The sequence below is a fragment of the Streptomyces sp. NPDC006643 genome, assembly GCF_042870175.1.
Taxonomy (GTDB): Bacteria; Actinomycetota; Actinomycetes; order Streptomycetales; family Streptomycetaceae; genus Streptomyces.
On the sequence record NZ_JBIAHA010000005.1, the window covers coordinates 173,299 to 198,934 of the forward strand.

The window sequence follows — 25,636 nt, forward strand, 5'->3', positions numbered from 1 at the left end:
GGACCAGGCGCAGCACTCGCAGGAGCACCGCGCGCAGGCGCACGCCCAGGCGTACCACTCGCCCGACCAGGACCCGAGACGCGCGTTCATGCTGCGCGTCGCCGGGCTGCCGATCGAGACCGTGCACGCCCTGCGCTGCCCGGCGAGCCGCCGCTGGGCGCAGACCGTGCTCGCCGAGGAGGAGCGGCTGCGGGCGGCGGGGGAGCGCGTCGGCGATCTGCTGCACGACCTCGTCGGCCGCACCGACGACGCCGCGGACGCGGCGCCCGGTGAGGCCGCCGACCGGCGCGCGCTGCTGAAGCTGCGCCGCGAGGTCTTCAACAACCGGCTGCCCGCACGGCCCGGCGCCGCACTCGCGCTGGTCGCCGGGCGCGACGCGGCGACGGGCGAAGCCCTGTCGCGCTGGCTGCTCGACCGGCGGGAGCTGGCCGAACTGCGGTCCGAGGGCGCCGAGTTGCTCGCGGGCGAGAGCGCCGAGGCGCGGGCCGCGCTCCGTGGGATCGCGGGGGAGGAGCGGCTGCGCAAGGGGCTGCTGCTGGCCTCACCGACACTCGACGGGCAGCTCGACGCGTATCTGCGACAGGGCGCGGACGGCAGGCACGACACCAAGCCCGACAAGCGGCGCCGGAAGATCGAGCGGTCACTGCTGTCGTATCTCTACCGCACCGTCTGCAAGACCAGCCCGTTCTCGACGTTCACCGGGGTCGCGCTCGGTGAGTTCGAAGAGGAGCAGGTGGGGGACGGCTTCGAGGTCTATGTCGACGAGAGGTGGACCGGCCACGCGCGGGTCAACGTCGTCGCGCTCGGCCGCCTCGCCGAGTGCGTGATCGCCGACCCCGTACGCCGCGCGGATCTGCCCGTCGCCCCCGCCTCCGGCTGGGGCAGGGACGACGACCGGGTGCGTTACGTACGCCGCTGGGTCACCACCGGTGACGACGACACGGCCGTGACCTTCGACGCGGTGAAGGACCGGCTGTTCTTCCTGCGCCGCAGCGGCACCCTGGAGCGGCTGCTCGACTTCTTCGAGGAGCACCCGGTCCTGCGCTACGGCGAGTTGGCGGCCTGGCTGGCCGACGACGCGCAGGCGGACGCGGCGGAGGCGGAGCAGTATCTCGCCGCCCTGCTGGAGCTGGGCATGGTCCAGGTCCCCGCGCTGCGTACGGCTGTGCACGACACCGACCCGCTGCGCGCCTTCCAGCGGTCGCTGCGTGAGCTGGGCCGGCCGTGGGCCATGGAGCTGGCCGCGCGGCTGGACGAGGCGGTCGCGCTGACCGACCGGTTCGCCGGGGCGGAGCCCGCGGAGCGCCGCGAGGTGATCGCCGCGCTCCGGACCACGCTCCAGGACATCCAGTCGGAACTCGGCGCGGAGAAGGCCCGCGTGCCGCAGACCCTGCTGTACGAGGACGCGGCGGCCGGCCGCGGGACGACGATGGACCTCGTCGCCTGGCGCGAGCTGACGGCCGCGCCGCTCGGCCGGGTGGAGAGCGTGCTGCCCGCCTTCGATCTGACGCTTCCCCAACGTGTCACGTTCAAGGGCTACTTCCTGGCCCGGTACGGACAGGGCGGGCGCTGCGACGATCTGCTCAAGCTGGTGCACGACTTCCACGAGGACTTCTTCGACCAGTACATGACCTTCACCGCGAGCCGTACGGCCTTCGACGCCGACGGGCGGTACGTGCCCGAGGTGAACTGGCTCGGGCTGCCGCAGCTCAAGGCGATCGACACGGCGCGGCAGATGTTCGTCGAGCGGATGCGCGCGCTCTGGTCCACGGACGGCGACCGCGACGAGATCGACCTCGACACCGGTCTCCTCGCCGACGTCGCGGCCGAACTCGCCCCGGCCGCACCGGCGTTCGCACCGATGAGCCACCACATCCAGCTCGCCGACCGGCGGCACGACCCGCTGGTCGTCCTCAACCGCTCGTACGGCGGTCTGTCCTTCCCCTTCAGCCGCTTCACCCAGTGCTTCGAAGGGCTCGACACCGACCTGCTGGCCGGCGCGGCCCGGGTGCAGCCGCCGGGCGCGGTGTTCGCCGAGGTCACCGGCGGGCCCGTGACCAGCAATCTCAATCTGCACGGGCGGCTCACCGAGTACGAGATCGTCTGCCCCGGCGAGAGCGGCACACTGCCGGAGCCGTACCGCATCCATCTCGACGACCTGTTCATCGAGCACGACGAGACCGCCGACCGGCTGGTGCTGCGCTCGACCCGGCTCGGCCGCGAGGTCATCCCCGTCTATCTCGGCTATCTCGTGCCGCTCGCCCTGCCCGAACTGCCCCGCACCCTGCTGCTCCTGTCGCCCACCTCGATGTCCCCGCTCAACGTGTGGAGCGGGGTGCCGGAGGGGGAGGCCGTGGGCGGTGTCACCCGCAGACCGCGGGTGCGGCACGGCAGCGTCGTACTGAGCAGGCGCAGCTGGAGCGCGCCCGCCGCCGCGCTGCCGCTGCTCGCCCCGGGGGTCGGTGACGACGAGTGGTTCCTCGGCTGGCACCGGTTCCGGCGCGCGACCGGGCTGCCCGACCGGGTCTTCGTGACCGTGTCGGACAGCGGGGCGCGCGGGGCGACGGGCGCGAAGCCGCAGTATCTGGACTTCGACAGCCCGCTCTCGCTCACCGCGTTCGAGGCGCTGCTCAAGACGGACGGGGCGCGGGTCGTGTTCCGCGAGATGCTGCCGGACGAGGACGGGCTGCACGCCGTGTCCGCGCGTGGCCGCCATGTCGCCGAGCTGGCCGTGGAAACCCTGGCGGGCCGCCCGGCCCCGACCACTTCTCCCGTATCCGCGTCCGCACCCGTGCCGGTATCCGTATCCGCACCCGTATCCGCCGACTCCGTACGAAGGGACGCCTCATGACCGGCACCGCGCCCGTCCCCGGCAACTGGCAGGCCACGCACGTCTTCTACGCCGCCAACCCCCGCCCCTTCCTGCTCCAGTGCGTGCGCCCGCTCGTCGCCGAGCTGGAGGCGGAAGGACTCGTCGACAACTACTTCTTCATGAACTACTGGCTGGAGGGCCCGCACATACGGCTGCGCCTCAAGCCCGTCAGCGAGTCCGTGGCCCCCGCGGTGCGCGCCCGCACCGAGCAGGCCGTCGACACCTTCCTGGCCGAGCGCCCCGCGCTGTACGAGGTCGACTCCGGCTTCCTCAACGACTTCTACAACACGCTGTTCGAGATCGAGTTCCCCGGCAGCGAGCGCGGCCACTACATGGACGACCAGGGCCGGATGAATCTGCGCCCCAACAACTCGCGCAGCGCCGAACCGTACGAGCCGGAGTACGGCAAGTACGGCGGCCCCGCCGGGATCGAGCTGGCCGAGTGGCACTTCCGGCACTCCAGCGATCTCGTCATCGAGGCGCTGCGCACCAAGAACCTGCATCTGCGCACGGTGCTGCTCGGTACGTCCGCGCAGCTGATGATGGTCATGTCGGGGACATTCCTGCCGGGCGACCGGGAGCTGACCGAATACCTGGAGAGCTACTACCAGTTCTGGCACACGGCGTTCCCGGGCACCGGCTTCATCGGCACCGACGAGTACGACAAGAACTACGCGGCGATGGCCCCCGGCCTCACCAGCCACTTCGCCCGCGTCCGGGCCGCCGTCGGGGCCGGTGAGCCGGGCAGACTGCCCGGCTTCCTCGCGGGCTGGGCCGAGCACTGCGCCGAACTGAACGAGCGCGCACGGAAGTTGGCGCTCGACGGCGATCTGGTGTTCCGGTCCTGGGACGGCGAGCGGGACGAGCGGGTGACGGACCCGGCGGTCGCGCTGCCGCTGCTGCTCTCCCCGTACATGCATATGACGAACAACCGGCTGCACGTCACCATCCGCGACGAGGCGTATCTCTCGCACGTACTGGGCCGGACGCTCCGGGAATCGGTCGCACCGGCGGAGCAGCCGACGACGGAGCGGGCACCGGCGGAGCGGGCACCGGCGGAGCAGGCGGTGGCGGAGGCGGTGACCACGCCGTGACCGCCCCCGCAGACCGTGCGGACCAGGTCCCGACCGACCGGTACCGGCCGTGTCTGCGCCCCGAGGTGCTGGTCAGCGACGCGCTGCTGCTCGGCCCCCGCACCGTGCACCTCGTCAAGAACCCGCAGAGCGGCAAGTCGTACGAGGTCGGGGTCAAGGAACACTTCCTGATGACGCGCATGGACGGCACACGCGCTCTGGACGAGCTGGGCGCGGAGTACGCGGCGGAGTACGGCAAGCGCCTCGGCGACGCCAACTGGCAGCAGCTGCTGGCCATGCTCGGCGCCCGGGGACTGCTGGCGGGCGGCCCCGCCGCGCCGCCCGCCGAAGAGACACCGAAGCCCGTACGCACCCTGCTGCGCGGCACCCTCCCCCTGGTCGCCGACGCCGACGCGACGGCCGAACGCCTCCACCGCGCCGTCGGCTTCCTGCTCGCCGCGCCCTTCATGGTCCCGCTGCTCCTGCTGATCGCCGCCATGGAGGCCGTGGCCGTGGCGCGCCTCGGCGAACTCGTCGACGGGGCGGTGGCGCTCTTCACCAACCCGGTCCTACTCGCCGGGGTCGCCGCGCTGCTCTGGTTCAGCACGGCGCTGCACGAGCTGGCCCACGGGGTGGTGGCCAGACGCTACGGCGGACAGGTCGCCGAGATCGGACTGCGCTGGCGCCTGCCCGTCGTGATCATGTACTGCACGGTCGACAACTACCTCTATCTGCACACCCGTCGGGACCGTATCGCGACCGCCGTCGCGGGCGCCGTGATGAATCTGGCCTTCCTGCTGCCGTTCTGCGCGGCGTGGCTGTTCCTCCCGGTGGACGACGCCACCGGCGAGGCGCTGGCCGGCATGCTGCTCCTCGGCAGTGTGCAGGCGCTCGCCATGCTCGTACCCCTGCCGCCGCTCGACGGGTACAAGATCGCCGCGCAGCTGTGCGGAGCGACCGCGCTCGCCGCGTCCAGCCGCGAGTACGTGGGCCTCGCCGTGCGGCGCGACCCGGCGGCGAAGGCGTATCCGCGCCGGGCCCGTACCGCCTATCTCGCCTACACGCTCGGCTCGCTGCTCGCCCTCGCCGGGATCGTCGCGGCTGTCGTCGCGCTGGCCGTCCACCTCCTGACCACGTAGGCCGCCCAAGCGGTGTAAGCCGCCCAACTCGCCTTACCCGCACGCCATCCGCTCCCAGGGAGAACCGCATGACCCCCACACCCACCGACGACTCGACCGACGGCACGACCGACGGCCCCGCCGTCGTCCTCGACACGATCCACAAGCGGTACGGGGAGAAGCACGCGGTCGACGGCATCTCGCTGACCGTCCCGCGCGGTGAGTTCTTCGGTCTGCTCGGCCCCAACGGCGCGGGCAAGACGACCCTGGTCGAGATCATGGAGGGGCTGCGCCGCCCCGACTCCGGATCGGTCACCGTCCTCGGCCGGCGCCCCTGGCCGCGCGACCCCGAACTGCTGCCCAGGCTCGGCGTCCAGACCCAGGCGTCCGCCTTCTTCGTACGGCTCACGGCCCGCGAGCACCTCTCGACGGTCGCCGCGCTCTACCGGGCCGACGGGGAGGCGGCCGAACGCGGCCTCGCCGCCGTCGGCCTCACCGAGCAGGGCGACGTCCGCGTCGACGACCTCTCCGGCGGTCAGCGCCAGCGCCTGGCCATCGCGTCCGCGCTCGTCCACGACCCCGAACTGATCTTTCTGGACGAGCCGACGGCCGCGCTCGACCCGCAGGCGCGCCGCGCGCTGTGGGACGTGCTGCGCGCGCTCAAGGGCGCCGGGCGGACCATCGTCTACACCACGCACCACCTGGACGAGGCCGAAGCGCTCTGCGACCGTGTCGCGATCCTCATCGACGGCAGGATCGTCGCGCTGGACTCGCCCGGCCGCCTCGTCGCCGCCAGCAGCACGCTCACCCGGCTGCTGGTCCCCGCCGACCGCCTCTCGCTCGCCGACGCGCAGGCCATTCCCGGGGTGCTGCGGGCCTCCGTGGACGGCGACTCGGTGGTGCTGGAGACCGAGGACTCGGGGCCGGTGCTGTCCGCGGTCGACGCGCTCGCCGGACTGCACGGCGTACAGACACGGACCGCCAGCCTGGAGGACGTGTACCTCGAACTGACCGGCAGCCCGCAGGCGTAGCCGGGGGCGACGCCCGACCGAGCACCGAGCACCGAGCACGAGAGACGGAGCAACGACGATGAGCACCACGACGCCCCCGCCCACACCCGCGGCCACCCCCGCTCCCGCACCCGCACCGCGCCCCCGCGCCATGAGCGCCTACTCCGCGCTGAGCAAGGCGGGTTACAAGGCGTACACGCGCGACAAGACCACTCTCTTCTTCACCTTCGCCTTCCCCCTCCTCTTCCTGATCGTCTTCGGGCTGATCTTCCACGGCATGACCGTCGAGGAGAGCGGACGCCCGTACATCAACTACATCGCCCCGGGCGTCCTGTCGTGGGGCGTCGCGAACGCCGCCGTCTTCGGCGTCGGGTTCGTCATCATGCAGTGGCGCCGCGACGACATCCTGCGGCTGATCCGGATGACACCGACCCCGCTGCCCACGATCCTCGGTTCGCGCTATGTCCTGGCGCTCGCCATCGGCACCGTGCAGGCCGCGATGTTCGTCCTCGTCGCGATGCTGCCGTTCTTCGGCCTCGAACCGGCGGGGAGCTGGCCGCTGGCACTGCCGGTGCTGTTCCTCGGCATCACCGCGTTCCTCGCGGTCGGGGTGATCGTCGGCTCGTTCGCGAGGACGCCGGAGGCGGTCGCGGCCGTCGCCAACTGCCTGATGGTGCCGATGGCGTTCCTGTCCGGGTCGTTCTTCCCGCTCGACGCGATGCCCGGGTGGATGCGGGACGTGTCGCTGGTCCTGCCGCTGCGCTACTTCAACGACGGCATCTCCGCCGCCATCACGGGTGACGGTGGCGGCGGCGACATCCTGGTGGCCTGCGGCGGCGTCACCGCCTTCGCCGTCGTCTTCGGCGCCATCGCGCTGAAGACCTTCCGCTGGAGCGACCAGTCATGACGACAGCTACCGGACCGGCAGCCTCCACGGGGACGGGGACGGGGACGGAGGCGGGGGCGGCTGTGGTCCTCGCCGACGGCTCGCCCCTGGAGCGCGGCCGGGCCCGCCTGCAACAGGCCCTGACCGTACGGTTCGAGGCCCGCGCCGCCTCGTACGGCGCTGTCCCGCCCGGTCTGCCCGCCCCGCTCGTGGTGCCGCTCGGCGCCGCCGACGTCCTCGGCTTCGGGCGCCCCGACCCGTACGCCGCCGTGCGCCCCCGCGCCAACGTCCAGCTCACCTCGCGCGCCGCCCTCGTCGGCCCCTGGGGCGGCGACACCGAAGCCGCCTGCGGGCAGTGCCTCGCCATGCGCTGGCAGCGGCTGCGCAGCCGCTCCGAGCGCGAGGCGCTGGAGCTGGGCCACGAACCGCACGGCGCCGCCGACTGGCCGCTGCTCACCGACTACGCGGTGGACGCCGTCTGGGCGGCGTATCTCGCCGTCCGTACGGGGGAGTCGACCCCGCCCGCCACCGGCGCCCCGGACCGCGCGCTGCCGCAGGTCACCCGGATCGACCTCGGCACCCTCGCCGCCGCGACCTTCCCGCTGCTGCCCGAACCGCTCTGCCCGTCCTGCGTCCCGCCGCGCCCCGACACCGCCGACGCCGCGCGCATGCGGCTGACCACCCAGCCCAAGCCGGACCCGGCCGGCTACCGGCTGCGCCCGCTCGACGCGTACCCGCTGCCGACCGCCGCGCTCGCCAACCCCGTGTGCGGGACGCTCGGTTCGGACACCTGGATCAACCCGACGTCCACCACGACCGCCCCCGTCGCCGGCACCAACTTCGTACGCGGCTACGCCGGACTCAACGACGTCACCTGGAGCGGCCAGGCCAACAGCTACTCCACCAGCCGGACCCTGGCCTATCTGGAGGGACTTGAGCGGTACGCGGGCACCCACCGTCGCCGCGGCACGTCCCCGGTCGTCGACTCGTACAACAATCTCAGCCCCGACGCGCTGAACCCGGCGGACCGCGGCTTCTACGCGGACGCGACGTACGAGAAGGACCATCTGGTCAGCCCGTTCGACCCGGACCGGCCGATCCCCTGGGTCTGGGGCCACTCGCTGCGCGACGAGCGCCCGATCCTGGTTCCCGCGCGGCTGGCGCACTACAGCGCCGGCGTCGACGCCGACAACTTCGTCTTCGAGTGCTCCAACGGCTGTGCCACCGGCGGGAGTCTGGAGGAGGCGATCCTCTTCGGGCTGCTGGAGCTGATCGAACGCGACGCGTTCCTGCTCGCCTGGTACGGCCGCGCCCGGCTCACCGAGATCGACCTCGGCTCGTGCACGGGCGGCGCGATCCGCACGATGCTCGACCGGGCCGCGCTGCACGGCTACGACGTGCACGCCTTCGACACCCGGATGGACCTCGCCGTACCCGTCGTCACGGCACTCGCCGTGCGCCGCGACGGCGGCCTCGGCACGCTCTCCTTCAGCGCCGCCGCGGGCTTCGACCCGGAAGGCACGGTCGACGCCGCTCTCTCCGAAGTCCTCACCTACATACCCCACTTGCCCTACCAGGTCGCCGAACGCGAGGGCGAGCTGCGGGAGATGGCGGGCGACTACCGCAAGGTCCTGCACCTCAAGGACCACGCGCAGCTGTACGGCCTGCCGGAGATGGCGCGCCACGCCCGGGAGTACCTGGAGCCGACGGCCGTACGCCCACTGGCGGAGACGTACGCCGACTGGGCGCCGCTCCGGCCGCGCACCGGCGATCTGCTGGACGATCTGCGGCTGCTGCGCGACGAGTTGGCGGGCGCGGGGTACGACGTGATCGCCGTCGACCAGACGACACCGGAGCAGCGGCGGATGGGACTGCACACCGTGAGCACGCTGGTGCCCGGTCTGCTGCCGCTGGACTTCGGGTGGACGCGGCAGCGGGCCCTGCTGATGCCCCGGCTGCGGACGGCGCTGCGGGTCGCCGGGCGGCGTACGGACGATCTGCCGGAGTCCGCGATCAAGGCGGTCCCGCATCCGTTCCCGTAACGCCACGCTCGCCGGGGCACGGCGGGCACGTCGTGCACGAAGGCCGACGGCCCCGCCCCTGGCGGGTGGTACCCACGGGGGAGGGGCCGGCGGTCCTGCGCTGTCCGCGACGCCGGATCAGGCGGAGCAGGAGGTGGTGCTGGTGGTGCTGGAGCAGGTGGACGTCGAGGAGCACGACGTGGAACCGGCGAGAACGACCTCGGACGCGTCCGAGTAGTCCGAGATCTCGAAGGTCTCCGACTCCAGCTCCAGGATCTCGTCGGCGAGGGTGGCGAGACCGGTCTTCGGGGCCATGGGGGTTCTCCTTCGGTAACCGGGGCTTCACCGGCCAGTCCGGCGGCGCTCCCAGGGGGTGGCCCCATTGCACCGGTGGGCGCTGTCAGTTGGGCCCGGCTTTCGCTGTCACACCGCTGACACCCGGTGTCAGCGGAACGTGTGTCCGGTGCGCGTGCCCTGCCGCACCCTCGAACCCTCAAGTAATGCTCAAACAAGTAGTGCTCGGACAAGTGATGCTCGAACAGGTAATGCGACAGGCAGTGCGACAGGTAATGCCCAGACGCGAAGGAACGACGCCGAAGCAAGGGAGGTGAGCGCGGATGACCGACGCGCTGACCGAGGAAACACACCGGGCCGCCGTACCGCGCGAGACCCTGCGGGACGCCCTTGAGCTGTATCTCGAACTGCACGCCCACCCGGAGCTGTCCGGCGCCGAGTCCCGTACCGCCGAACGCTTCGCCGCGCATCTGAAGGGTGCCGCCGTCACCCGGGGCGTCGGCGGCCACGGCGTCGTCGGCGTCCTGCGCAACGGCGCCGGCCCCACCCTGATGCTGCGCGCCGAACTGGACGCCCTGCCCGTCGAGGAACGCACCGGCCTGGCGTACGCGAGTACTGTCCCCGGCACCATGCACGCCTGCGGTCACGACCTCCATCTCGCCTCCGTGGCAGGCGCGTTCACCCTCCTCGCGGAGTCGGCCGCCGGCTGGGCCGGCACGCTCCTGGTCGTCGGCCAGCCGGCGGAGGAGACCCTGGAGGGGGCGGGCGCGCTGCTCGCCGACGGTCTCTACGAGCGGTTCGGCACCCCCGACGTCGTGCTCGCCCAGCACGGCGCGCCGCTGCCGGCCGGGTCACTCGCGCACGGCCGGGGCCCGATGATGGCGGCGAGCGCCACGCTCGGCGTCGTGATCCACGGGTACGGCGGCCACGCCGGCACCCCGCAGCTCACCGTCGATCCCGTCGTGACCGCCGCCGCGACCGTCATGCGCCTCCAGACGGTCGTCTCGCGCGAGACGGCGCCGTCCGACCAGGTCGTCCTCACCGTCGGCTCCCTGCGCGCGGGCCGCCTCGGCAATGTCGTCCCGGACGACGCCGAGTTGGGCGTCACCGTCCGCGCGGCGACCGATCAGGCCCTGGAGCGGGCCGTGACGGCGGTGACACGGATCGTACGAGCCGAGTGCGCGGCGTCGGACTGCCCCCGGGACCCCGACATCACATGTCTCTCCCGCTCCCCGGCCCTGCTGCCCGACCCGGCGGCGACGGCGGTGGTACGGGCCGCCCACGAGCGGGAGTTCGGCAGACAACGGGTGCTGGACTGGCCGGTGTCGATGGCCACCGAGGACTTCCCCCGCTTCGCCGTCGACGGTGTGCGGACGGCATACTGGATGGTCGGTACGGCGTCGCCGCGTCAGTGGCGCGCCGCACGCGAGACCGGCCGGCCCGTGCCGCCCAACCACTCGGCGGAATTCGCCCCCGACGTACGGACCGCCCTGCCGACGGGGATCGCGGCCATGGCGACGGCCGCCAGGCAGCTGTTCAAGGAGACACGTTGATGATGACGGCCCAGTGGCAGGGGTGCGCGGACATCGGGAACGCCCCCGGATATGTGGAGGTGGTGACGGTCCGCGAGGACAGCGCCGCCCCGTCCGCCGAGACGACGGTCATCCGGCTGCTGGGGCTGCTGCCACGGCACTTGAGATGCGTCCCGGAGGTCGCGGAGGTCGCCGGGGACCGGGTGAGGCTGTGGATCGCGCGGGACGTCGCGACGACCGACACCGACATCCACCGCGCGGTCCGGGCCGTCCTGGCGGACGCGGCGCTGTGGGGCTGGGCGGAACAGCGCTGACCGGCCCCTTGCCGGAGCACCGTCAGATCCAGCCCCGTTCGCGGGCCAGCAGCGCGCCCTGCGCACGGCTCGCGGCACCGAGCGCCTGAAGCAGATCGGCCACGTGTCTTCGGTACGTACGGACCGAGATCCCCAGGTCCCGGGCGCCCGCCTCGTCCTTGCCCGCCGTGCACATCGAGATCAGCACCTGCTGCTCGATCTCACTGAGCCCGCCCACCGCGTCGGCGCTCTCCTTCGTGACGGTGTGCAGATCGTCCGCCTCCGTCCAGATCTTTTCGAACAGGGCGATGATGTTGGCGACGAGCCCGCTCTTGTGCGCCAGCAGCGCCCCGCGCGCGGTGTTCTGCGGGTCCACCGGCACCAGGGCCGTACGGCCGTCGTACACCAGGATCCGCTCCGTGATGTTCTCGGCGACCCGGATCTGCGCCCCGCGCTTGACGAGCTCGCGCAGATACTCACGGGTCGGCATGTCGTCCAGCGCGGCGGCGAGCACCACATTGCGGATGCGCACCCCGCGCCGCAGACATCGCAGATCCAGCGGACGGGACCGTTCGATGTTCTCGGCCGAGAGCTTCGTGTACGGCTCCACGGACAGGATCTCGTCGCGCGCGAAGAACGCGAGGTCGTCGATCCGGTTCCGTATCTCCGTCAGACCCTCCAACTGCTCGATGCCCTGCACCGGCGGCAGCCGCGACCCCTGCTCGGCGCGCAGCCCGTCGACCAGATCCCGGGCCTGCATGACCAGCCGCAACTCCTCGTGCAGCGCGTTGAGCCGCGCGTCCGTCAGCCGGGCGATGGCCACCCCGGGATCGGCGGGGGAGACCCGCTCATGACTGCTGTCGGGATGCAGCAGCCCCAGTGTCCGCAGCCGGTCGAGACTGCGCCTGGCGTCGTCCTGTTCGGTGTGCACCAGCAGATGGATGTCGTCCGCCGACGTATCCGGATTGCGGAGAAAGTGCCGGTAGATCTCTTCCTCGGTCGGAGAGACGCCGAAGACGGACATCTCGTTGTCGCCCAAGACTTGGCCTCCGCTACTTGATCAGTTCACGCCGAGGACGGGGTGGGTTTGCCGGTGCCTCTGCTGGTGCCGGTGGTGCCGGTGGTGCGGGGTCCGCCGGGCTCGTGGCACGGCGTGGTGGACCCTGGAGAGAGTAAAGGCAATGCCATGACTCTGTAACTGATCTTGCGAGGAACTGTGCCGTAGATATGAGTGAACCGAACATGTCCCACCTGCCCGAAGCCCGCCCGGCGCGCCGGTTTGCGCAATGCCCGGCGGACTCGGTCCCAGTCTCCCCGTGAGTGGTCTCCGGGCAGTCTCCCCGTGGTCACCGCGACCTACACGGCGCAAGGCGCGCACGGGCGGAACTTGTCCACCCCCGGCTGCCTTACGCGGAGCGACGCGGGCCCGGCGGCTTCTCGCCGACATCCCCGGGCCCCGCACCGGCCGTCGCCCCCTCCCCGGCCGTCCCGCGCGACGGCTGTCCGTCCGGAGTCGTACGCTGGTGGTCCCCCGGCCCGTGAGACGTGTCGGGTCCTTCGCGTTGCTCGTACAGCACCCTCGCGTCGGTCGTCACCCCGCACCACCAGCCCCGGAACCGGACGGAAACACCCTTCATGAGCCTGCACGGTCTGCTCGACGCCGTTGTACGAGACCCGGCGCTCGCCGAAGCGGTCGGTGCCGCCGCCGACGGGCGGCGGATGTATGTCGATCTGGTCGGGCCGCCCGCCGCCCGGCCCTTCGCGGTCGCCGCCCTCGCACGCGACGCCGGGCGCACGGTGCTGGCCGTCACCGCGACCGGGCGGGAGGCGGAGGATCTGGCCGCCGCGCTGCGGTCCCTGCTGCCCGCGGACTCCGTCGCGGAGTTCCCGTCCTGGGAGACGCTGCCGCACGAGCGGCTGTCGCCCCGCAGCGACACCGTCGGCCGGCGGCTCGCCGTGCTGCGCCGGCTCGCGCACCCCCGCGCCGACGACCCCGGCGCCGGGCCGGTCAGCGTCGTCGTCGCGCCCATCCGTTCCGTGCTCCAGCCGCAGGTCAAGGGCCTCGGCGATCTGGAGCCCGTCTCGCTGCGCGGCGGCGGGAGCGCGGATCTGGGGACGGTGACGCAGGCGCTCGCCGCCGCCGCGTACTCCCGTGTCGAACTGGTCGAGAAGCGCGGTGAGTTCGCCGTACGCGGCGGCATCCTCGATGTCTTCCCGCCCACCGAGGAACACCCGCTGCGCGTGGAGTTCTGGGGCGACGACATCGAGGAGATCCGCTACTTCAAGGTCGCCGACCAGCGCTCGCTCGAAGTCGCCGAGCACGGGCTGTGGGCGCCGCCCTGCCGTGAGCTGCTGCTCACCCCGCAGGTACGGGAGCGGGCCGCCGCCCTCGCCGAGGTGCACCCGGAGCTGGCCGACATGCTCGGCAAGATCGCGGAGGGCATCGCGGTGGAGGGCATGGAGGCCTTGGCCCCGGTCCTCGTCGACGACATGGAGCTGCTGCTCGACGTACTGCCCAAGGGCTCGATGGCGCTGGTCTGCGACCCCGAGCGGGTGCGTACCCGCGCCTCCGACCTGGTCGCGACCAGCCAGGAGTTCCTCCAGGCGTCCTGGGCGGCCGGGGCCGGCGGCGGCGAGGCGCCCATCGATGTCGGCGCGGCCTCGCTGTGGGGCATCGCGGACGTCCGCGACCGGGCGCGTGAGCTGGGCATGCCGTGGTGGTCCGTGGCGCCGTTCGCCGCCGACGAGGAGCTGTCCGAGGACACCCTGAAGCTCGGCATGCGCGCCCCGGAGACGTACCGCGGCGACACCGCCCGCGCCCTCGCCGACACCAAGGGCTGGCTCGCCGACGGCTGGCGCACCGTCTATGTCACGGAGGGTCACGGCACCGCCGCGCGTACGGTCGAGGTGCTGGGCGGCGAGGGGATCCCCGCCCGTCTCGACACCCCCGAGGCGCACGGCGGCAAGGGCCTGGGTGAGATCACGCCCTCGCTGGTGCATGTGGCGTGCGGCTCGATCGACTACGGCTTCGTGGACCCGGGCCTGGGGCTCGCCGTCCTCACCGAGACCGACCTCTCCGGCCAGAAGGCGGCGGGCAAGGACGGCGTCCGGATGCCGACCAAGCGCCGCAAGACGATCGACCCGCTCACCCTGGAGCAGGGCGACTACATCGTCCACGAGCAGCACGGCGTCGGCCGGTACGTGGAAATGGTGCAGCGCACCGTGCAGGGCGCGACGCGCGAGTATCTGCTCGTCGAGTACGCCCCCGCCAAGCGCGGCCAGCCCGGCGACCGCCTCTACATCCCCACCGACCAGCTCGAACAGGTCACCAAGTACGTGGGCGGCGAGGCCCCCACCCTGCACCGGCTCGGCGGCGCGGACTGGACGAAGACCAAGCAGCGCGCCAAGAAGGCCGTCAAGGAGATCGCCGCCGACCTCATCAAGCTCTACTCGGCGCGCATGGCGGCGCCCGGCCACGCCTTCGGCTCGGACACCCCCTGGCAGCGGGAGCTGGAGGACGCGTTCCCGTACGTGGAGACGCCCGACCAGCTCTCCACCATCGCCGAGGTCAAGGAGGACATGGAGAAGACGGTCCCGATGGACCGGCTGATCTGCGGCGACGTCGGCTACGGCAAGACGGAGATCGCGGTGCGCGCCGCCTTCAAGGCCGTCCAGGACGGCAAGCAGGTCGCCGTCCTCGTGCCCACGACGCTGCTGGTGCAGCAGCACTTCGGCACCTTCTCCGAGCGGTACGCGCAGTTTCCCGTGGTCGTCCGCGCCCTCTCCCGCTTCCAGAGCGACAGCGAGGCCAAGGCGACCCTCGAAGGGCTGCGCGAGGGCTCGGTCGACATCGTCATCGGCACGCACCGCCTCTTCTCGTCCGAGACGAAGTTCAAGGACCTGGGTCTGGTCATCGTCGACGAGGAGCAGCGCTTCGGCGTCGAGCACAAGGAGCAGCTGAAGAAGCTCCGCGCCAACGTCGACGTGCTGACCATGTCCGCCACCCCGATCCCGCGCACCCTGGAGATGGCGGTGACCGGCATCCGCGAGATGTCGACCATCACCACCCCGCCGGAGGAGCGGCACCCGGTCCTGACGTTCGTCGGCCCGTACGAGGAGAAGCAGATCGGCGCGGCCATCCGCCGTGAACTGCTGCGCGAGGGCCAGGTCTTCTACATCCACAACCGCGTCGAGTCGATCGACCGCGCCACCGCCCGGCTGCGCCAGATCGTCCCGGAGGCGCGGATCGCGACCGCCCACGGCCAGATGTCCGAACAGGCCCTGGAGCAGGTGGTGGTGGACTTCTGGGAGAAGAAGTTCGACGTCCTCGTCTCCACCACGATCGTGGAGTCCGGCATCGACATCGCCAACGCCAACACCCTGGTGGTGGAGCGCGGCGACAACTTCGGCCTCTCCCAGCTCCACCAGCTGCGCGGGCGGGTGGGCCGTGGCCGCGAGCGCGGCTACGCGTACTTCCTCTACCCGCCGGAGAAGCCGCTCACCGAGACCGCGCACGAACGCCTCGCGACGATCGCCCAGCACACCGAGATGGGCGCCGGCATGTATGTCGCGATGAAGGACCTGGAGATCCGCGGCGCGGGCAATCTGCTCGGCGGCGAGCAGTCCGGGCACATCGCGGGCGTCGGCTTCGACCTGTACGTGCGCATGGTCGGCGAGGCCGTCGCGGACTACCGCGCGGCCGTCGACGGCAGCGTGCAGGAGGAGGCGCCGCTGGAGGTCAAGATCGAGCTGCCGGTCGACGCGCACGTCCCGCACGACTACGCGCCCGGCGAGCGGCTGCGCCTCCAGGCGTACCGCGCGATCGCCTCCGCCAACTCTGAGGCCGACATCACCGCCGTACGCGAGGAGTTGACGGACCGCTACGGCAAGCTGCCCGAACCGGTGGAGAATCTGCTGCTGGTGGCGGGCCTGCGGATGCTCGCGCGGGCGTGCGGGGTCGGCGAGATCGTCCTCCAGGGGAACAACATCCGCTTCGCGCCGGTGGAGTTGAGGGAGTCGCAGGAGCTGCGGCTCAAGCGCCTCCATCCCCGTACGGTGATCAAGCCGACGGCCCATCAGATCCTGGTGCCGCGCCCGACGGCGGGCAAGATCGGTGGCAAGCCGGTGGTCGGCCGCGAACTGCTGTCGTGGACGGGAGAGTTCCTGACGACGATCCTGGGGTCGTGAACGCCTCCAGATGTACGACTCCGCGTACCGCCCGCCCGCGCCCGGCCGCGCGTCCCGTGACGCTTCTGCTCGTGGTCGCCTGCGCTCTGCCACTGCTCGCGGGGTGCGACGCCGTCGACTCCGTCGACCCGGGCACTTCCGCCGGCTCCGGTGAGGCCGACGGCAGCGCCCCCGACGGGCGGGCGACCAGCCCGCTGAAGAATCCCGACGGCACCGCGCCGGGTCTCGCGCCCCTCACCTCGGACGCGGACCTGGCGGCGGCGCGGAAGCTGATCGACGGGCTGGCGGTGAAGGGGCGCGGCCCCAAGACCGGTTATGAACGGGACAAGTTCGGCTACGCCTGGATGGACTCGGCCGACGGCGTCGCGTTCGCGGGCAACGGCTGTGACACGCGTAACGACCTGCTGAAACGGGACGGCCAGAAGGTCGAGTTCAGGTCCGGCTCCGACTGCGTGATCGTCTCGATGACGCTGCACGACCCGTACACCGGCAAGGACATCGCCTGGAAGAAGAAGCGGGCGACGGCCGTCCAGATAGACCACATGGTGCCCCTCTCCTACAGCTGGCAGCTGGGCGCCGCCCGCTGGAACGAGGACAAGCGGCGGCGACTCGCGAACGATCCGCTGAACCTGCTGCCCGTCGACGGCCCCACCAACAGCGGCAAGAGCGACTCGGGTCCCGCCTCCTGGCTGCCGCCGAACAAGCAGGTGCGGTGCGCGTACGTGGTGCGGTTCGCGCAGGTCGCGGTCAAGTACGAACTCCCGGTGACCGGCGCGGACAGGAAGGCGATGCTGGCCCAGTGCGGCGGCTGACACCGCCCGTGGCCCCGGCCAAGAACCGCGCCGCGCCACCGCTCCCGGGCCGGGCCACCGCTTCCGGGCCGGGCCCGCCCGCCGGCCCCTCCGCCGGTGCGAAAAGCAGTGGGAAGACCTGGTCGGGCGCGGTTAGCGTGCCCGTATGGAACTGACCGTCACGACCCTCGCCGAGCGGCCCCACCTCATCGACCCGATGTGGCGGATGGCCGACACCTGGCCGGAGTTCATGCTGCACGACTTCGTCGGCTGGGCGAACATCGGGCGGATCGTCGCCGAGCTGCCCGAGTACGTGCTCGTGGGCACCGACGAGGCGGGGACGGTCGTGGCGCGCGCCTTCAGCGTCCCGTTCCGGCTCCGGGCCGAGGGGCGCGAGACGCTGCCCGCCACCGGCTGGGACCAGGAGCTGCTGTGGGCGTTCTCCGATCTGCGGCACGGCAGGAAGCCCGACACCGTCGGCGCCGTCGAGATCACGATCGCCACCGACCGGCAGGGGCAGGGCCTGTCCGGCACGATGCTGGCGGCGATGCGCGACAACGCGGCCGGCCGCGGCTTCGCCGAACTGGTCGCCCCGGTACGGCCCAGCGCCAAGCACCGGGAGCCGCACACCACGATGGACGAGTACGCCCACCGCGTACGGGACGAGGACGGACTGCCGTACGACCCCTGGCTCCGCGTCCACGTCCGCGCGGGCGGTGTCATCGACTCGGTGGCGCCCGCGTCCATGACGGTCACCGGGTCGGTCGCCCAGTGGCGCGGGTGGACGGGTCTCCCGTTCGACACCGACGGGCCCGTCGTCGTACCCGGAGCCCTCATGCCCGTGCACTGCGAGGCCACACGCGGCTACGGTGTCTACGTCGAACCCAATGTGTGGGTGCGTCACCGGATCTGAGCGTTGGGGACAGGTGCGGGGGCGGGGGGAATCCACGCGACGGGGTTCGGCGGGCGGTGCCGCTGTATACCCTCGATACGCTTTCGCAGACGTCCCCCTGGCCTGTCAGGAGCAGCATGCACGGCCCCGGAATAGCGCACCCGCAGCCGCACGGCACACCCACACCGGGGGTGCTCGCCCTCCTGAGGGTGCTCTTCGTGGCATTGCCGCTGCTGACCTGCGGTTTCCTCTCCTGGGCGGCGACGCTGCGGGTGGCGATCGTGACCCGGTCCGTCCTGAACTGGTGGCTGTTCATCGGGAACGTGGTCCTCAGCATCATGTGGATCGTCTATCTCGCCCAGGACAACACCGACGACTTCAGCAGTCCCGAGGGCAACATCGGCATGATCGGCATGCTGTCGACCGGCGCCGCCGCCATCGCCTACTTCCTCTACGCGGACTTCAAGCACTACCGGGCACCGGTGGGCGCGTACGCGGGCTCCTACCCGCCGCCGGGCCCGCAGCACGGCTACCGGCCGCCCGCCAACGGCGGTTACGGCTACGGCGGTCCCACCGGGCCCGTGGCCACCCCGCAGCCGCAACCGCCACAGCCGCGGTCCCGGCCGCCGCAGCAGCAGCCCCGGATCGACCAGGTGCGCGCCGAACTGGACGAACTGAGCGATCTCCTGCGCCGCGACCACCTGGACAGCGGCAACAGCGGCGGCAATGGCAACGGCGCCAACAGCGGCAACAGCGGCGACGGCGGCCGGAACAGCGGCGACAGCGACAAGCGGTGAAGCGGTGAACGCCCGCGTCGTCGCGGGCCGTTACGAGATGGCCGGCCTCATCGGGCAGGGCGGCATGGGCCAGGTCTGGACGGCCTACGACCAGCGCCTCGGCCGCCGCGTCGCCGTCAAACTGCTGCGCCCCGACAAGATGGCCGCCGAGACCGCCGCCGAGGATCTGCGCCGCCGGTTCATCCGCGAATGCCGGGTCACCGCCCAGGTCAACCACCCCGGCCTGGTCACCGTGCACGACGCGGGCAGTGACGGCGACGAACTCTTCCTGGTCATGCAGTACGTCGAAGGCACCGACCTCGCGGCCCACTTCACGAGCCACGCGCCCTACCCCTGGCAGTGGGCGGCCTCCGTCGCCGCCCAGTTGTGCGGCGTCCTCGCCGCCGTACACGCGGTGCCGATCGTGCACCGCGACCTCAAGCCGCGGAACGTGATGGTCAAGCCCGACGGCACCGTCCTCGTGCTCGACCTCGGCGTCGCCTCCGTCATCGACACGGACACCACCCGCCTCACCCACACCGGCTCGGTCATCGGCAGCCCCGCCTACATGGCCCCCGAGCAGGTGATGGGCGGCGCCGTCGGCCCGTACACCGACCTCTACGCGCTCGGCGTGGTCCTGCACGAACTCCTCAGCGGCGGCGTCCCGTTCCCCGGCACGACCGCCCTCGGCGTCCTGCACCGCCATCTGTACGAACCGCCCGTCCCGGTCCGCCGGATCCGCCCGGAGATCCCCGAGGCGCTGGAGGCGCTCGTCCTGCGGCTGCTCGCCAAGGACCCGCAGCACCGGCCGGCCGGCGCGCAGGAGGTGTACGAGGCACTGGCCCCGCTGCTCCCCACCCGTGGGGTGGTCGGCGCGCCGCTCTCCGGCCAGGCGGGCACACCGCTCGACCCGTCCCGCCCGTTCCTGCGCCCGCACGCGCCCTGGCCCGACCGGGCCACCGCCCCGCCGCCCGCGCCGCTCCCGCCGACCGTGCCGAATCCGGGAACACATGGGACACCGGGAACACCGGGAGCCCGCGGGCATGTCCGCGCCCAGCGCCCCGACGTCGCCGCCGCCGTCGACGAGGCGAAGCGTCTCCTCGGCGAGGGCAGCATCACGCAGGCCGTCGACATCCTCGGCGGGATCCTCCCGGCGGCGGCGGCCGAGCACGGCGAACGCTCACCGGTCGTCCGTATCCTGCGCAAGCAGTACGCGACGACGCTGATGGACGACGGCCAGTACCGCCGCGCCCTGCCCGAGCTGCGCCGGCTCGCCGACGACCGCGCGGCCGAGGCCGGACCGGGCGATCCGCAGACGCTCCAGTTCCGGTACGACGCCGCGCAGTGCCTCGAACAGCTCGGTGAGGCGGGCGCGGCGCTGGCGGAGTACCGCGCGGTGCTGCCCTACTACGAAAGCGCCGGGCAGCCGGGCGCCGACCAGTCGCGGGCCTTCGACATCCGGCACCGCATCGGGCATCTGCTGCTCGCGGTCGGCGACCACTCCTCGGCGCAGCAGCAGTTGCAGTACCTGCTGTACGACGCGGAGCGGGCGTACGGCCCCTACCACCCGCTGCCGATAGAGCTACGGCGCGGGCTCGACCGCCGGCAGCAGTTCCGGGGCACCACCCGGGGCCGGTAGTTCCGCCGCCCCCGGTCCCTCGCGACGCCGCCTCCGTACGGAGAGCACGCCGACGCCCACCAGCACGAGCAGCGAGGCACCTCCCAGCGCGGCGCCCGAGCGCAGCCCCGGCGGCCGGAACGAGCAGTCGACGGAGGTGGTCGTGCCGTCCGGGTCCAGCGGCACGGCGACCAGCCCGAGGGACGAGTCGGCGGGCTTCCCCGCGCAGCTCCAGCCCGCGATCCGGGGCGCGGCGAGGACGGCCGTTCCCCTGCTGCCGGGCGGCAGTTCGGCCCGTACACCGTGGTCGGAGACCCGCACCGAGACGGCCCCGGTCTTCTGCATCCGCTCCACGGCGGCGTCGAGACGCGCCCGGTCCAGACAGGCCACCGTCCGCCCCTTCGGCGCCTTGCCGTCGAACGTGACGCGCTCACCGGCGCGTTCGGCGACGCCGAGCGAGGTCACGGCCGCGCGTCGGCGGGGCTGTCCGCCCCGCAGCTCGACCGGGGTGGCGTCGCCGAGCCGGGCGGTGCCGGTGTAGTCGGGCGCGAAGAGGAAGACCTCGCGGCCGACGGGGCAGGACCCCGCCACCGGGGCGGAGTAGACGCGCGAGCCGAGCAGCGCCTCCTGATTGCGGAAGGGCGAACGCCCGTAGTGCGGGCGGGTCTTCTCCGGCGGCCGTACGGTCACCAGCGGCGGTACCTCGGCCCGGCTCAGCGCCGGCGGCTCGCCGTCCTCCGTACGGAAGCGGGCGCCCACCGCGAACACGGCGTCCACGACCGGGCTGTCCAGGCTCTGCACCGCCCGCCCGTTCGACGTCCAGCCGGCGCCCAGCGCGCCGAGCGTACGTGTCAGCACCTCGGGTGTGTGACTGCTGTAGTAGGAGGCGCCCTGACCGCCCAGCAGCAGCGGGTCGTTGCCGGTGATCTGGGTGCGCCCCGGGTCGGTGCGGTAGCGCGGCCACCCGTCGACGTCCGCGACGGCGTCGGCGCGCTCGTCGTGCGCGGTGCCCCAGGCCGGGTAGTCGTCGAGCCGGTGGAGCCGGGCCCGGTCGGTGTACGCGGTGGTCGCCGCCGCCTGCCCCGCGAGGCCGCCCGCCAGCAGCAGCGCGGCAAGCGCCGCGTACCGGCGCCGGGGGAGCCGTACCAGCAGCAGCGCGGCCACGGCCGCCGCGAGCCCGCACACGAAGAGCGCGAGGGCCCGCTTGCCGGTCATCTCGTCGGTGGCGGCGACGGCGCCGACCGCGACGAGCAGTCCGGTGCCGACGAGCAGCGGGCGGCGGCCCGGCCAGCCGTACGCGAGGCACTGCCAGGCCGCGATCACCAGCAGCCCGGACAGCACGAACGTCTGGCGGAACGGGCTGCCGTTGGGCGTCGCGAAGGCGTGCCAGAGCAGATGCGTCGGCTCCCACTGCAAGGACAGCGCGACGCCGCCCGCGAGCCCGGCCCACGCCAGCCGCTCCCGGCCGGGGACCTGCCGGTTGAACGGCAGCACGACGGCGAGCAGCAGCGCGCCGCCGCCCAGGAAGACGGCGGGCGTGAAGAAGCTGTACGTCGCGGGCAGCGTCCGCGCGAGGGACTGGCTCCAGCCGGCCGGTTCGAACTGCCGCGTCCAGCCGGGAAACGCGTGCCCCGTCCCCATCACGACCGGCAGCAGCACGGGCGTGGCGAGCCCGATCCCGAGGAGCACCGTGCCGGCGCCGCGCACCAGGACCCGTACCCGCTCCCGTGACACCCCGCCATGGAGGAGGAGTTGGACGCAGAGCACCAGCACGGCACCGAGGGTCGCCATGTACGCGGTGTAGAAGTTGGCGATCCACGCGAGGGCGACGACGAGCGGGCCGAGGACCGGCCGGCGCCCCGCCCGTACCCACTCGCCGACCAGACAGAGCAGCGGGAAGGCGATGAGCCCGTCGAGCCACATCGGGTTGTACGACGCCTCGATGACGGACCAGCCGCAGAGCGCGTACGTGGCGCCGAGCACCCCGGCGACCCACCACGAGGCCGACCCCGACGCCGAAGCCGGTGCCGCCCCCGAACCGGACCGCTTCCTCGCCATCGCCAGCAGCAGCCAGGCCATCGCCGCGCCCGCCGCCGCCATCTTGAGCACCGTGATGACATACACGGCGAGATCGATCCGGTCCCGTGGGAAGACCCCGACGAGCAGCGCGAACGGACTCGTCAGATACGTCCCGAGGTCGGGCAGGAACGCGGTGCCGTACCCGGACTGCCAGTTGAGCAGCAGCCCGCCGTCCCCGCGCCCGTGAAGCAGGTCCCACAGCTTGGCGTGGAAGGGGACGAACTGATTGCCCAGGTCGTTGACGCTCCGCGTGTCCGACCCGAACGGGAAGCTGCGGGCGACGGCGTCCCCCGCGCAGACGGCGGTCACGGTGATCAGGGCGGCGAACGCGGCTGCCCGGCCGCGGACGGATTCCAGGATCGGCATAGTGATCGAATATGTCAGCGTGGATCCCGACAAAAGGGTCCTTGGCGATCCAGTTCACACGATGGCCGCCTGTAATTCATTCAGCCAATCCATCCGTGACATTGCGGTGGGATGTCGTTCTACCGTGCTGATCTCAATAGTGGTCCCGTGCTTCAACGAACAGGAGATCGTCGACCGCTTCCACGACCGTGTGACCGATGAACTCGCGCTGCTCGAAGGGGAACTCGGGCATGAATTCGAGCTGGTCTACGTGGACGACGGAAGCCGCGACGGGACTCTGGAGCGATTGGACCACCTCGCCGCGGCCGACCCCCGCGCCCGTTACGTCTCCTTCAGCCGCAACTTCGGCAAGGAGGCCGCGATGCTCGCCGGCCTCCAGTACGCGAAGGGCGACGCCGTCGTCATCATGGACGCGGACCTCCAGCACCCGCCGGAGCTGGTCCGCCGCATGCTCGCCCTCCATGAGGAGGGTTACGAGCAGGTCATCGCCCGCCGTACCCGCAAGGGCGACCGCGTCACCCGCACCCTGGCGGCCCGCGCCTACTACCGGCTGATCAACCGCCTGATCGATGTGGAACTGGTCGACGGCGTCGGGGACTTCCGGCTGCTCTCCCGCCGCGCGGTCGACGCGGTGCTCGGCCTCGCCGAGTACAACCGCTTCTCCAAGGGGATCTTCGCCTGGGTCGGATTCCGCTCGACCACCTTCGAGTACGAGAACGCGGTCCGTGAGCAGGGCCGTTCCAAATGGAGCTTCGGAAAGCTGCTCAACTACGGGCTCGACGGCATGCTCTCCTTCAACAACAAGCCCCTGCGTGCCGCGCTCTACCTCGGACTGCTGCTGGTGTCGGTCGCCTCCCTGTACGCGGCGTGGATCGTCGTCGCGGCCATGGTCAACGGGGTCGACTCCCCGGGCTATGTCACACTTCTGGTGGCTGTCACGGCCCTGTCGGGCGTACAGATGGTGATGGTGGGAGTCGTCGGCGAGTATGTCGGCCGCATCTACTACGAGGTGAAGCGGCGCCCGCACTATCTGGTGGCGGCGACCGACGTGGACCGCCCGCGCGGGGCACGTACGACGACCGACCGGACGTCGGACCGGACGACGGACCAGGAGCTTGTGGGCACATGACGGTCCGGGGCCAGCTGATCAGATTCGCGCTCGTCGGGGTCGTCAACACCGGTTCGTACTACGGCTGTTATCTGGTGCTGCTGACCTGGCTGCCGTACGTCGCGGCGCACGTCGCCGCCTTCGTGCTCAGCATGATCGGCTCGTTCTTCCTCAACTCGTACTTCACCTACCGGACCCGGCCGACCTGGCGGAAGTTCCTGCTCTTCCCGCTCACCAACGCGGCGAACTTCACCATCACCACCTGCGGTGTGTATCTGCTGGTGGACGTGCTGGAGTTCAGCCGGACGTACGCGCCGCTGATCGCCGCGGCGGCGGCGATCCCGATCACGTTCGTGGTCTCGCGCACGATCATGCTGCGCCCGGACGACGCGAAGGACCCGGAGCCGGCCGCCTACTCCGAACCGTCGCCCGCCGCGTCGGCCGCACCCGCAGCGCCCGCCGCCTCCGTCCCGAGCCGCGCGGCCCGTATCGACAAGTAGCGGTACTCGGGCGTGCTCGTCGTACGCGCGGCGGCGGCCCGGAAGTTCTCGACGGCCGCCGCCCGCTCGCCCGCCATCTCCAGCAGATGCGCCCTGACGACGTACAGGCGGTGGTGCCCCGCGAGGCGCCCCGCCGTGTCGAGCGCGTCGACGGCGGCGAGACCGGCGGCCGGGCCGCGCACCATCGCCAGCGCGACGGCCCGGTTCAGCGAGACCACCGGATTGTCGACGAGCGCGTCGAGCACCCCGTACAGGGCCAGGATCTGCGGCCAGTCCGTCTCCTCGGCCGAGCCCGCCTCGTCGTGCACGGCCGCGATCGCCGCCTGCACCTGATACGGGCCCACCGGGCCGTACGGCAGCGCCGCCGTGATCAGCGCGACGCCCTCGGCGATCAGCGCGCCGTCCCACCGCCCCCGGTCCTGCTCGGCCAGCGGGATCAGCTCACCGCCCGGCCCGGTGCGGGCCGCGCTGCGCGCCTGGGTGAGCAGCATCAGCGCCAGCAGCCCGGTGATCTCGCTGTCGTCCGGCAGCAGTTCACGGACGGCGCGGGTCAGCCGGATCGCCTCGTGGGACAGCTCGACCCGCTGAAGATCCGGCCCGGCACTCGTCGCGTATCCCTCGCTGAAGATCAGATACAGCACATGCAGTACGGCCCCGAGCCGCCGCTCCCGGTCCTCCTCGTCCGGGCCCGGCAGCCGGAACGGCACCCCGGACGCCCTGATCCGCTGCTTCGCCCGGCTGATGCGTTGGCCCATCGTCGCCTCGGGCACCAGGAAGGCGCGGGCGATCTCCGCCGTACCGAGACCACCCACGCACCGCAGCGTCAGCGCGACGGCGGCGGCCGGCGACAGCGCCGGATGGCAGCACAGGAACAGCACGGTCAACGAGTCGTCCCGGTCGGCCGGTTCGTCCGCGTCGGCGGGCGGGGCCACCCGCCGGTCGGCCGGCTCGCGCTCCGCCACCAGATCCTCGCGGCGCCGCCGCGCCCGCTCGGCACGGACCGATTCGGTCATCCGGCGGCCCGCGACCTGGATCAGCCAGCCGCGCGGATTGCCGGGCACCCCTTCCTCGGGCCACTGTGTCGCCGCCGCCAGCAACGCCTCCTGCACGGCGTCCTCGGCGGTCGCGAAGTCCCCGAAGCGCCGGGTGAGCACGCCGACGACCTGCGGCGCGAGTGTGCGCAGCAGGTCCTCGTCGTGGAAAGTGCCAGGGCTCAACGC

At 72.1% G+C, this 25,636-nt stretch carries 19 protein-coding genes; 15 read left to right on the forward strand and 4 right to left on the reverse strand.

Features of this window, described 5'->3' with window-relative positions; translation table 11 throughout:
* Window positions 1–88 precede the first annotated feature (88 nt).
* From ACFYNU_RS09130 to ACFYNU_RS09155, 6 genes are all read left to right on the forward strand, one after another.
* Complete coding sequence (locus ACFYNU_RS09130) at window positions 89–2,851, forward strand: lantibiotic dehydratase (protein WP_356584576.1); 2,763 nt, start codon at window positions 89–91, stop codon at window positions 2,849–2,851.
* On the forward strand, window positions 2,848–3,966 hold the full coding sequence (locus ACFYNU_RS09135) for a lantibiotic dehydratase C-terminal domain-containing protein (RefSeq protein ID WP_356584460.1): 1,119 nt from the start codon (window positions 2,848–2,850) through the stop codon (window positions 3,964–3,966). The genes ACFYNU_RS09130 and ACFYNU_RS09135 overlap by 4 nt, the downstream gene beginning before the upstream one ends.
* Window positions 3,963–5,084, forward strand: a complete 1,122-nt coding sequence (locus ACFYNU_RS09140; protein WP_356584461.1) for a M50 family metallopeptidase — start codon at window positions 3,963–3,965, stop codon at window positions 5,082–5,084. Before ACFYNU_RS09135 ends, ACFYNU_RS09140 begins: the two co-directional genes overlap by 4 nt.
* A 68-nt stretch (window positions 5,085–5,152) precedes the next feature.
* The gene (locus tag ACFYNU_RS09145; RefSeq protein ID WP_356584462.1) at window positions 5,153–6,094 is read left to right on the forward strand and encodes an ABC transporter ATP-binding protein; all 942 of its coding nucleotides are present in this window, start codon (window positions 5,153–5,155) and stop codon (window positions 6,092–6,094) included.
* A 130-nt stretch (window positions 6,095–6,224) separates the two neighbouring features.
* Entirely contained in the window at window positions 6,225–6,980 is a 756-nt protein-coding gene (locus tag ACFYNU_RS09150) for an ABC transporter permease (protein ID WP_356584577.1), read from the forward strand.
* Window positions 6,977–9,001 carry a TOMM precursor leader peptide-binding protein gene (locus ACFYNU_RS09155; protein WP_356584463.1) on the forward strand — a complete coding sequence of 675 codons (2,025 nt, stop codon included), beginning with the start codon at window positions 6,977–6,979 and terminating at the stop codon, window positions 8,999–9,001. The genes ACFYNU_RS09150 and ACFYNU_RS09155 overlap by 4 nt, the downstream gene beginning before the upstream one ends.
* 117 nt (window positions 9,002–9,118) lie before the next feature.
* On the opposite strand, the gene ACFYNU_RS09160 is transcribed toward ACFYNU_RS09155, so the two are convergent.
* Window positions 9,119–9,295 carry a thiazolylpeptide-type bacteriocin gene (locus ACFYNU_RS09160; RefSeq protein WP_069628355.1) on the reverse strand — a complete coding sequence of 59 codons (177 nt, stop codon included), beginning with the start codon at window positions 9,293–9,295 and terminating at the stop codon, window positions 9,119–9,121.
* 302 nt (window positions 9,296–9,597) lie between these two features.
* On the opposite strand from ACFYNU_RS09160, the gene ACFYNU_RS09165 reads away from it, so the two are divergent.
* Together ACFYNU_RS09165 and ACFYNU_RS09170 are read left to right on the forward strand one after the other, a co-directional pair.
* Window positions 9,598–10,827: an amidohydrolase gene (locus tag ACFYNU_RS09165; RefSeq protein ID WP_356584464.1), complete on the forward strand. Its 1,230-nt coding sequence runs from the start codon at window positions 9,598–9,600 to the stop codon at window positions 10,825–10,827.
* A complete protein-coding gene (locus ACFYNU_RS09170) occupies window positions 10,827–11,120 on the forward strand; it encodes a hypothetical protein (protein ID WP_356584465.1) in 294 nt (97 codons plus the stop codon). The genes ACFYNU_RS09165 and ACFYNU_RS09170 overlap by 1 nt, the downstream gene beginning before the upstream one ends.
* Window positions 11,121–11,142: 22 nt before the next feature.
* Here ACFYNU_RS09170 and ACFYNU_RS09175 read toward each other — a convergent pair whose 3' ends face one another.
* Window positions 11,143–12,123, reverse strand: coding sequence for a helix-turn-helix transcriptional regulator (locus tag ACFYNU_RS09175; protein WP_356584578.1), 981 nt, complete (start codon window positions 12,121–12,123; stop codon window positions 11,143–11,145).
* 611 nt (window positions 12,124–12,734) lie between these two features.
* Between ACFYNU_RS09175 and mfd the strand changes: the two genes are divergently transcribed.
* The 5 genes from mfd to ACFYNU_RS09200 all read left to right on the forward strand — a co-directional run bounded on the left by mfd (window position 12,735) and on the right by ACFYNU_RS09200 (window position 20,384).
* On the forward strand, window positions 12,735–16,286 hold the full coding sequence (mfd, locus tag ACFYNU_RS09180; RefSeq protein ID WP_356584466.1) for a transcription-repair coupling factor: 3,552 nt from the start codon (window positions 12,735–12,737) through the stop codon (window positions 16,284–16,286).
* Entirely contained in the window at window positions 16,283–17,098 is an 816-nt protein-coding gene (locus ACFYNU_RS09185) for an HNH endonuclease family protein (protein WP_388765636.1), read from the forward strand. Before mfd ends, ACFYNU_RS09185 begins: the two co-directional genes overlap by 4 nt.
* Window positions 17,099–17,243: 145 nt before the next feature.
* A complete protein-coding gene (locus ACFYNU_RS09190; protein ID WP_356584467.1) occupies window positions 17,244–17,990 on the forward strand; it encodes an N-acetyltransferase in 747 nt (248 codons plus the stop codon).
* A gap of 116 nt (window positions 17,991–18,106) precedes the next feature.
* Window positions 18,107–18,766 carry a hypothetical protein gene (locus tag ACFYNU_RS09195; RefSeq protein WP_356584468.1) on the forward strand — a complete coding sequence of 220 codons (660 nt, stop codon included), beginning with the start codon at window positions 18,107–18,109 and terminating at the stop codon, window positions 18,764–18,766.
* Window positions 18,767–18,770: 4 nt separating this feature from the next.
* Window positions 18,771–20,384 (forward strand): serine/threonine-protein kinase, encoded by a 1,614-nt coding sequence (locus ACFYNU_RS09200; RefSeq protein WP_356584469.1) that lies wholly within the window; start codon window positions 18,771–18,773, stop codon window positions 20,382–20,384.
* On the opposite strand, the gene ACFYNU_RS09205 is transcribed toward ACFYNU_RS09200, so the two are convergent.
* The gene (locus ACFYNU_RS09205; RefSeq protein ID WP_356584470.1) at window positions 20,328–22,808 is read right to left on the reverse strand and encodes a YfhO family protein; all 2,481 of its coding nucleotides are present in this window, start codon (window positions 22,806–22,808) and stop codon (window positions 20,328–20,330) included. The two genes, ACFYNU_RS09200 and ACFYNU_RS09205, sit on opposite strands and share 57 nt — an antisense overlap.
* A 124-nt stretch (window positions 22,809–22,932) precedes the next feature.
* On the opposite strand from ACFYNU_RS09205, the gene ACFYNU_RS09210 reads away from it, so the two are divergent.
* Both ACFYNU_RS09210 and ACFYNU_RS09215 read left to right on the forward strand, forming a co-directional pair.
* Entirely contained in the window at window positions 22,933–23,937 is a 1,005-nt protein-coding gene (locus tag ACFYNU_RS09210) for a glycosyltransferase family 2 protein (RefSeq protein ID WP_356584471.1), read from the forward strand.
* Window positions 23,934–24,416, forward strand: a complete 483-nt coding sequence (locus ACFYNU_RS09215; RefSeq protein WP_356584472.1) for a GtrA family protein — start codon at window positions 23,934–23,936, stop codon at window positions 24,414–24,416. The genes ACFYNU_RS09210 and ACFYNU_RS09215 overlap by 4 nt, the downstream gene beginning before the upstream one ends.
* On the opposite strand, the gene ACFYNU_RS09220 is transcribed toward ACFYNU_RS09215, so the two are convergent.
* Window positions 24,329–25,633, reverse strand: coding sequence for a sigma-70 family RNA polymerase sigma factor (locus ACFYNU_RS09220; RefSeq protein ID WP_356584473.1), 1,305 nt, complete (start codon window positions 25,631–25,633; stop codon window positions 24,329–24,331). The genes ACFYNU_RS09215 and ACFYNU_RS09220 overlap by 88 nt on opposite strands.
* Between the last annotated feature and the right edge of the window lie 3 nt (window positions 25,634–25,636).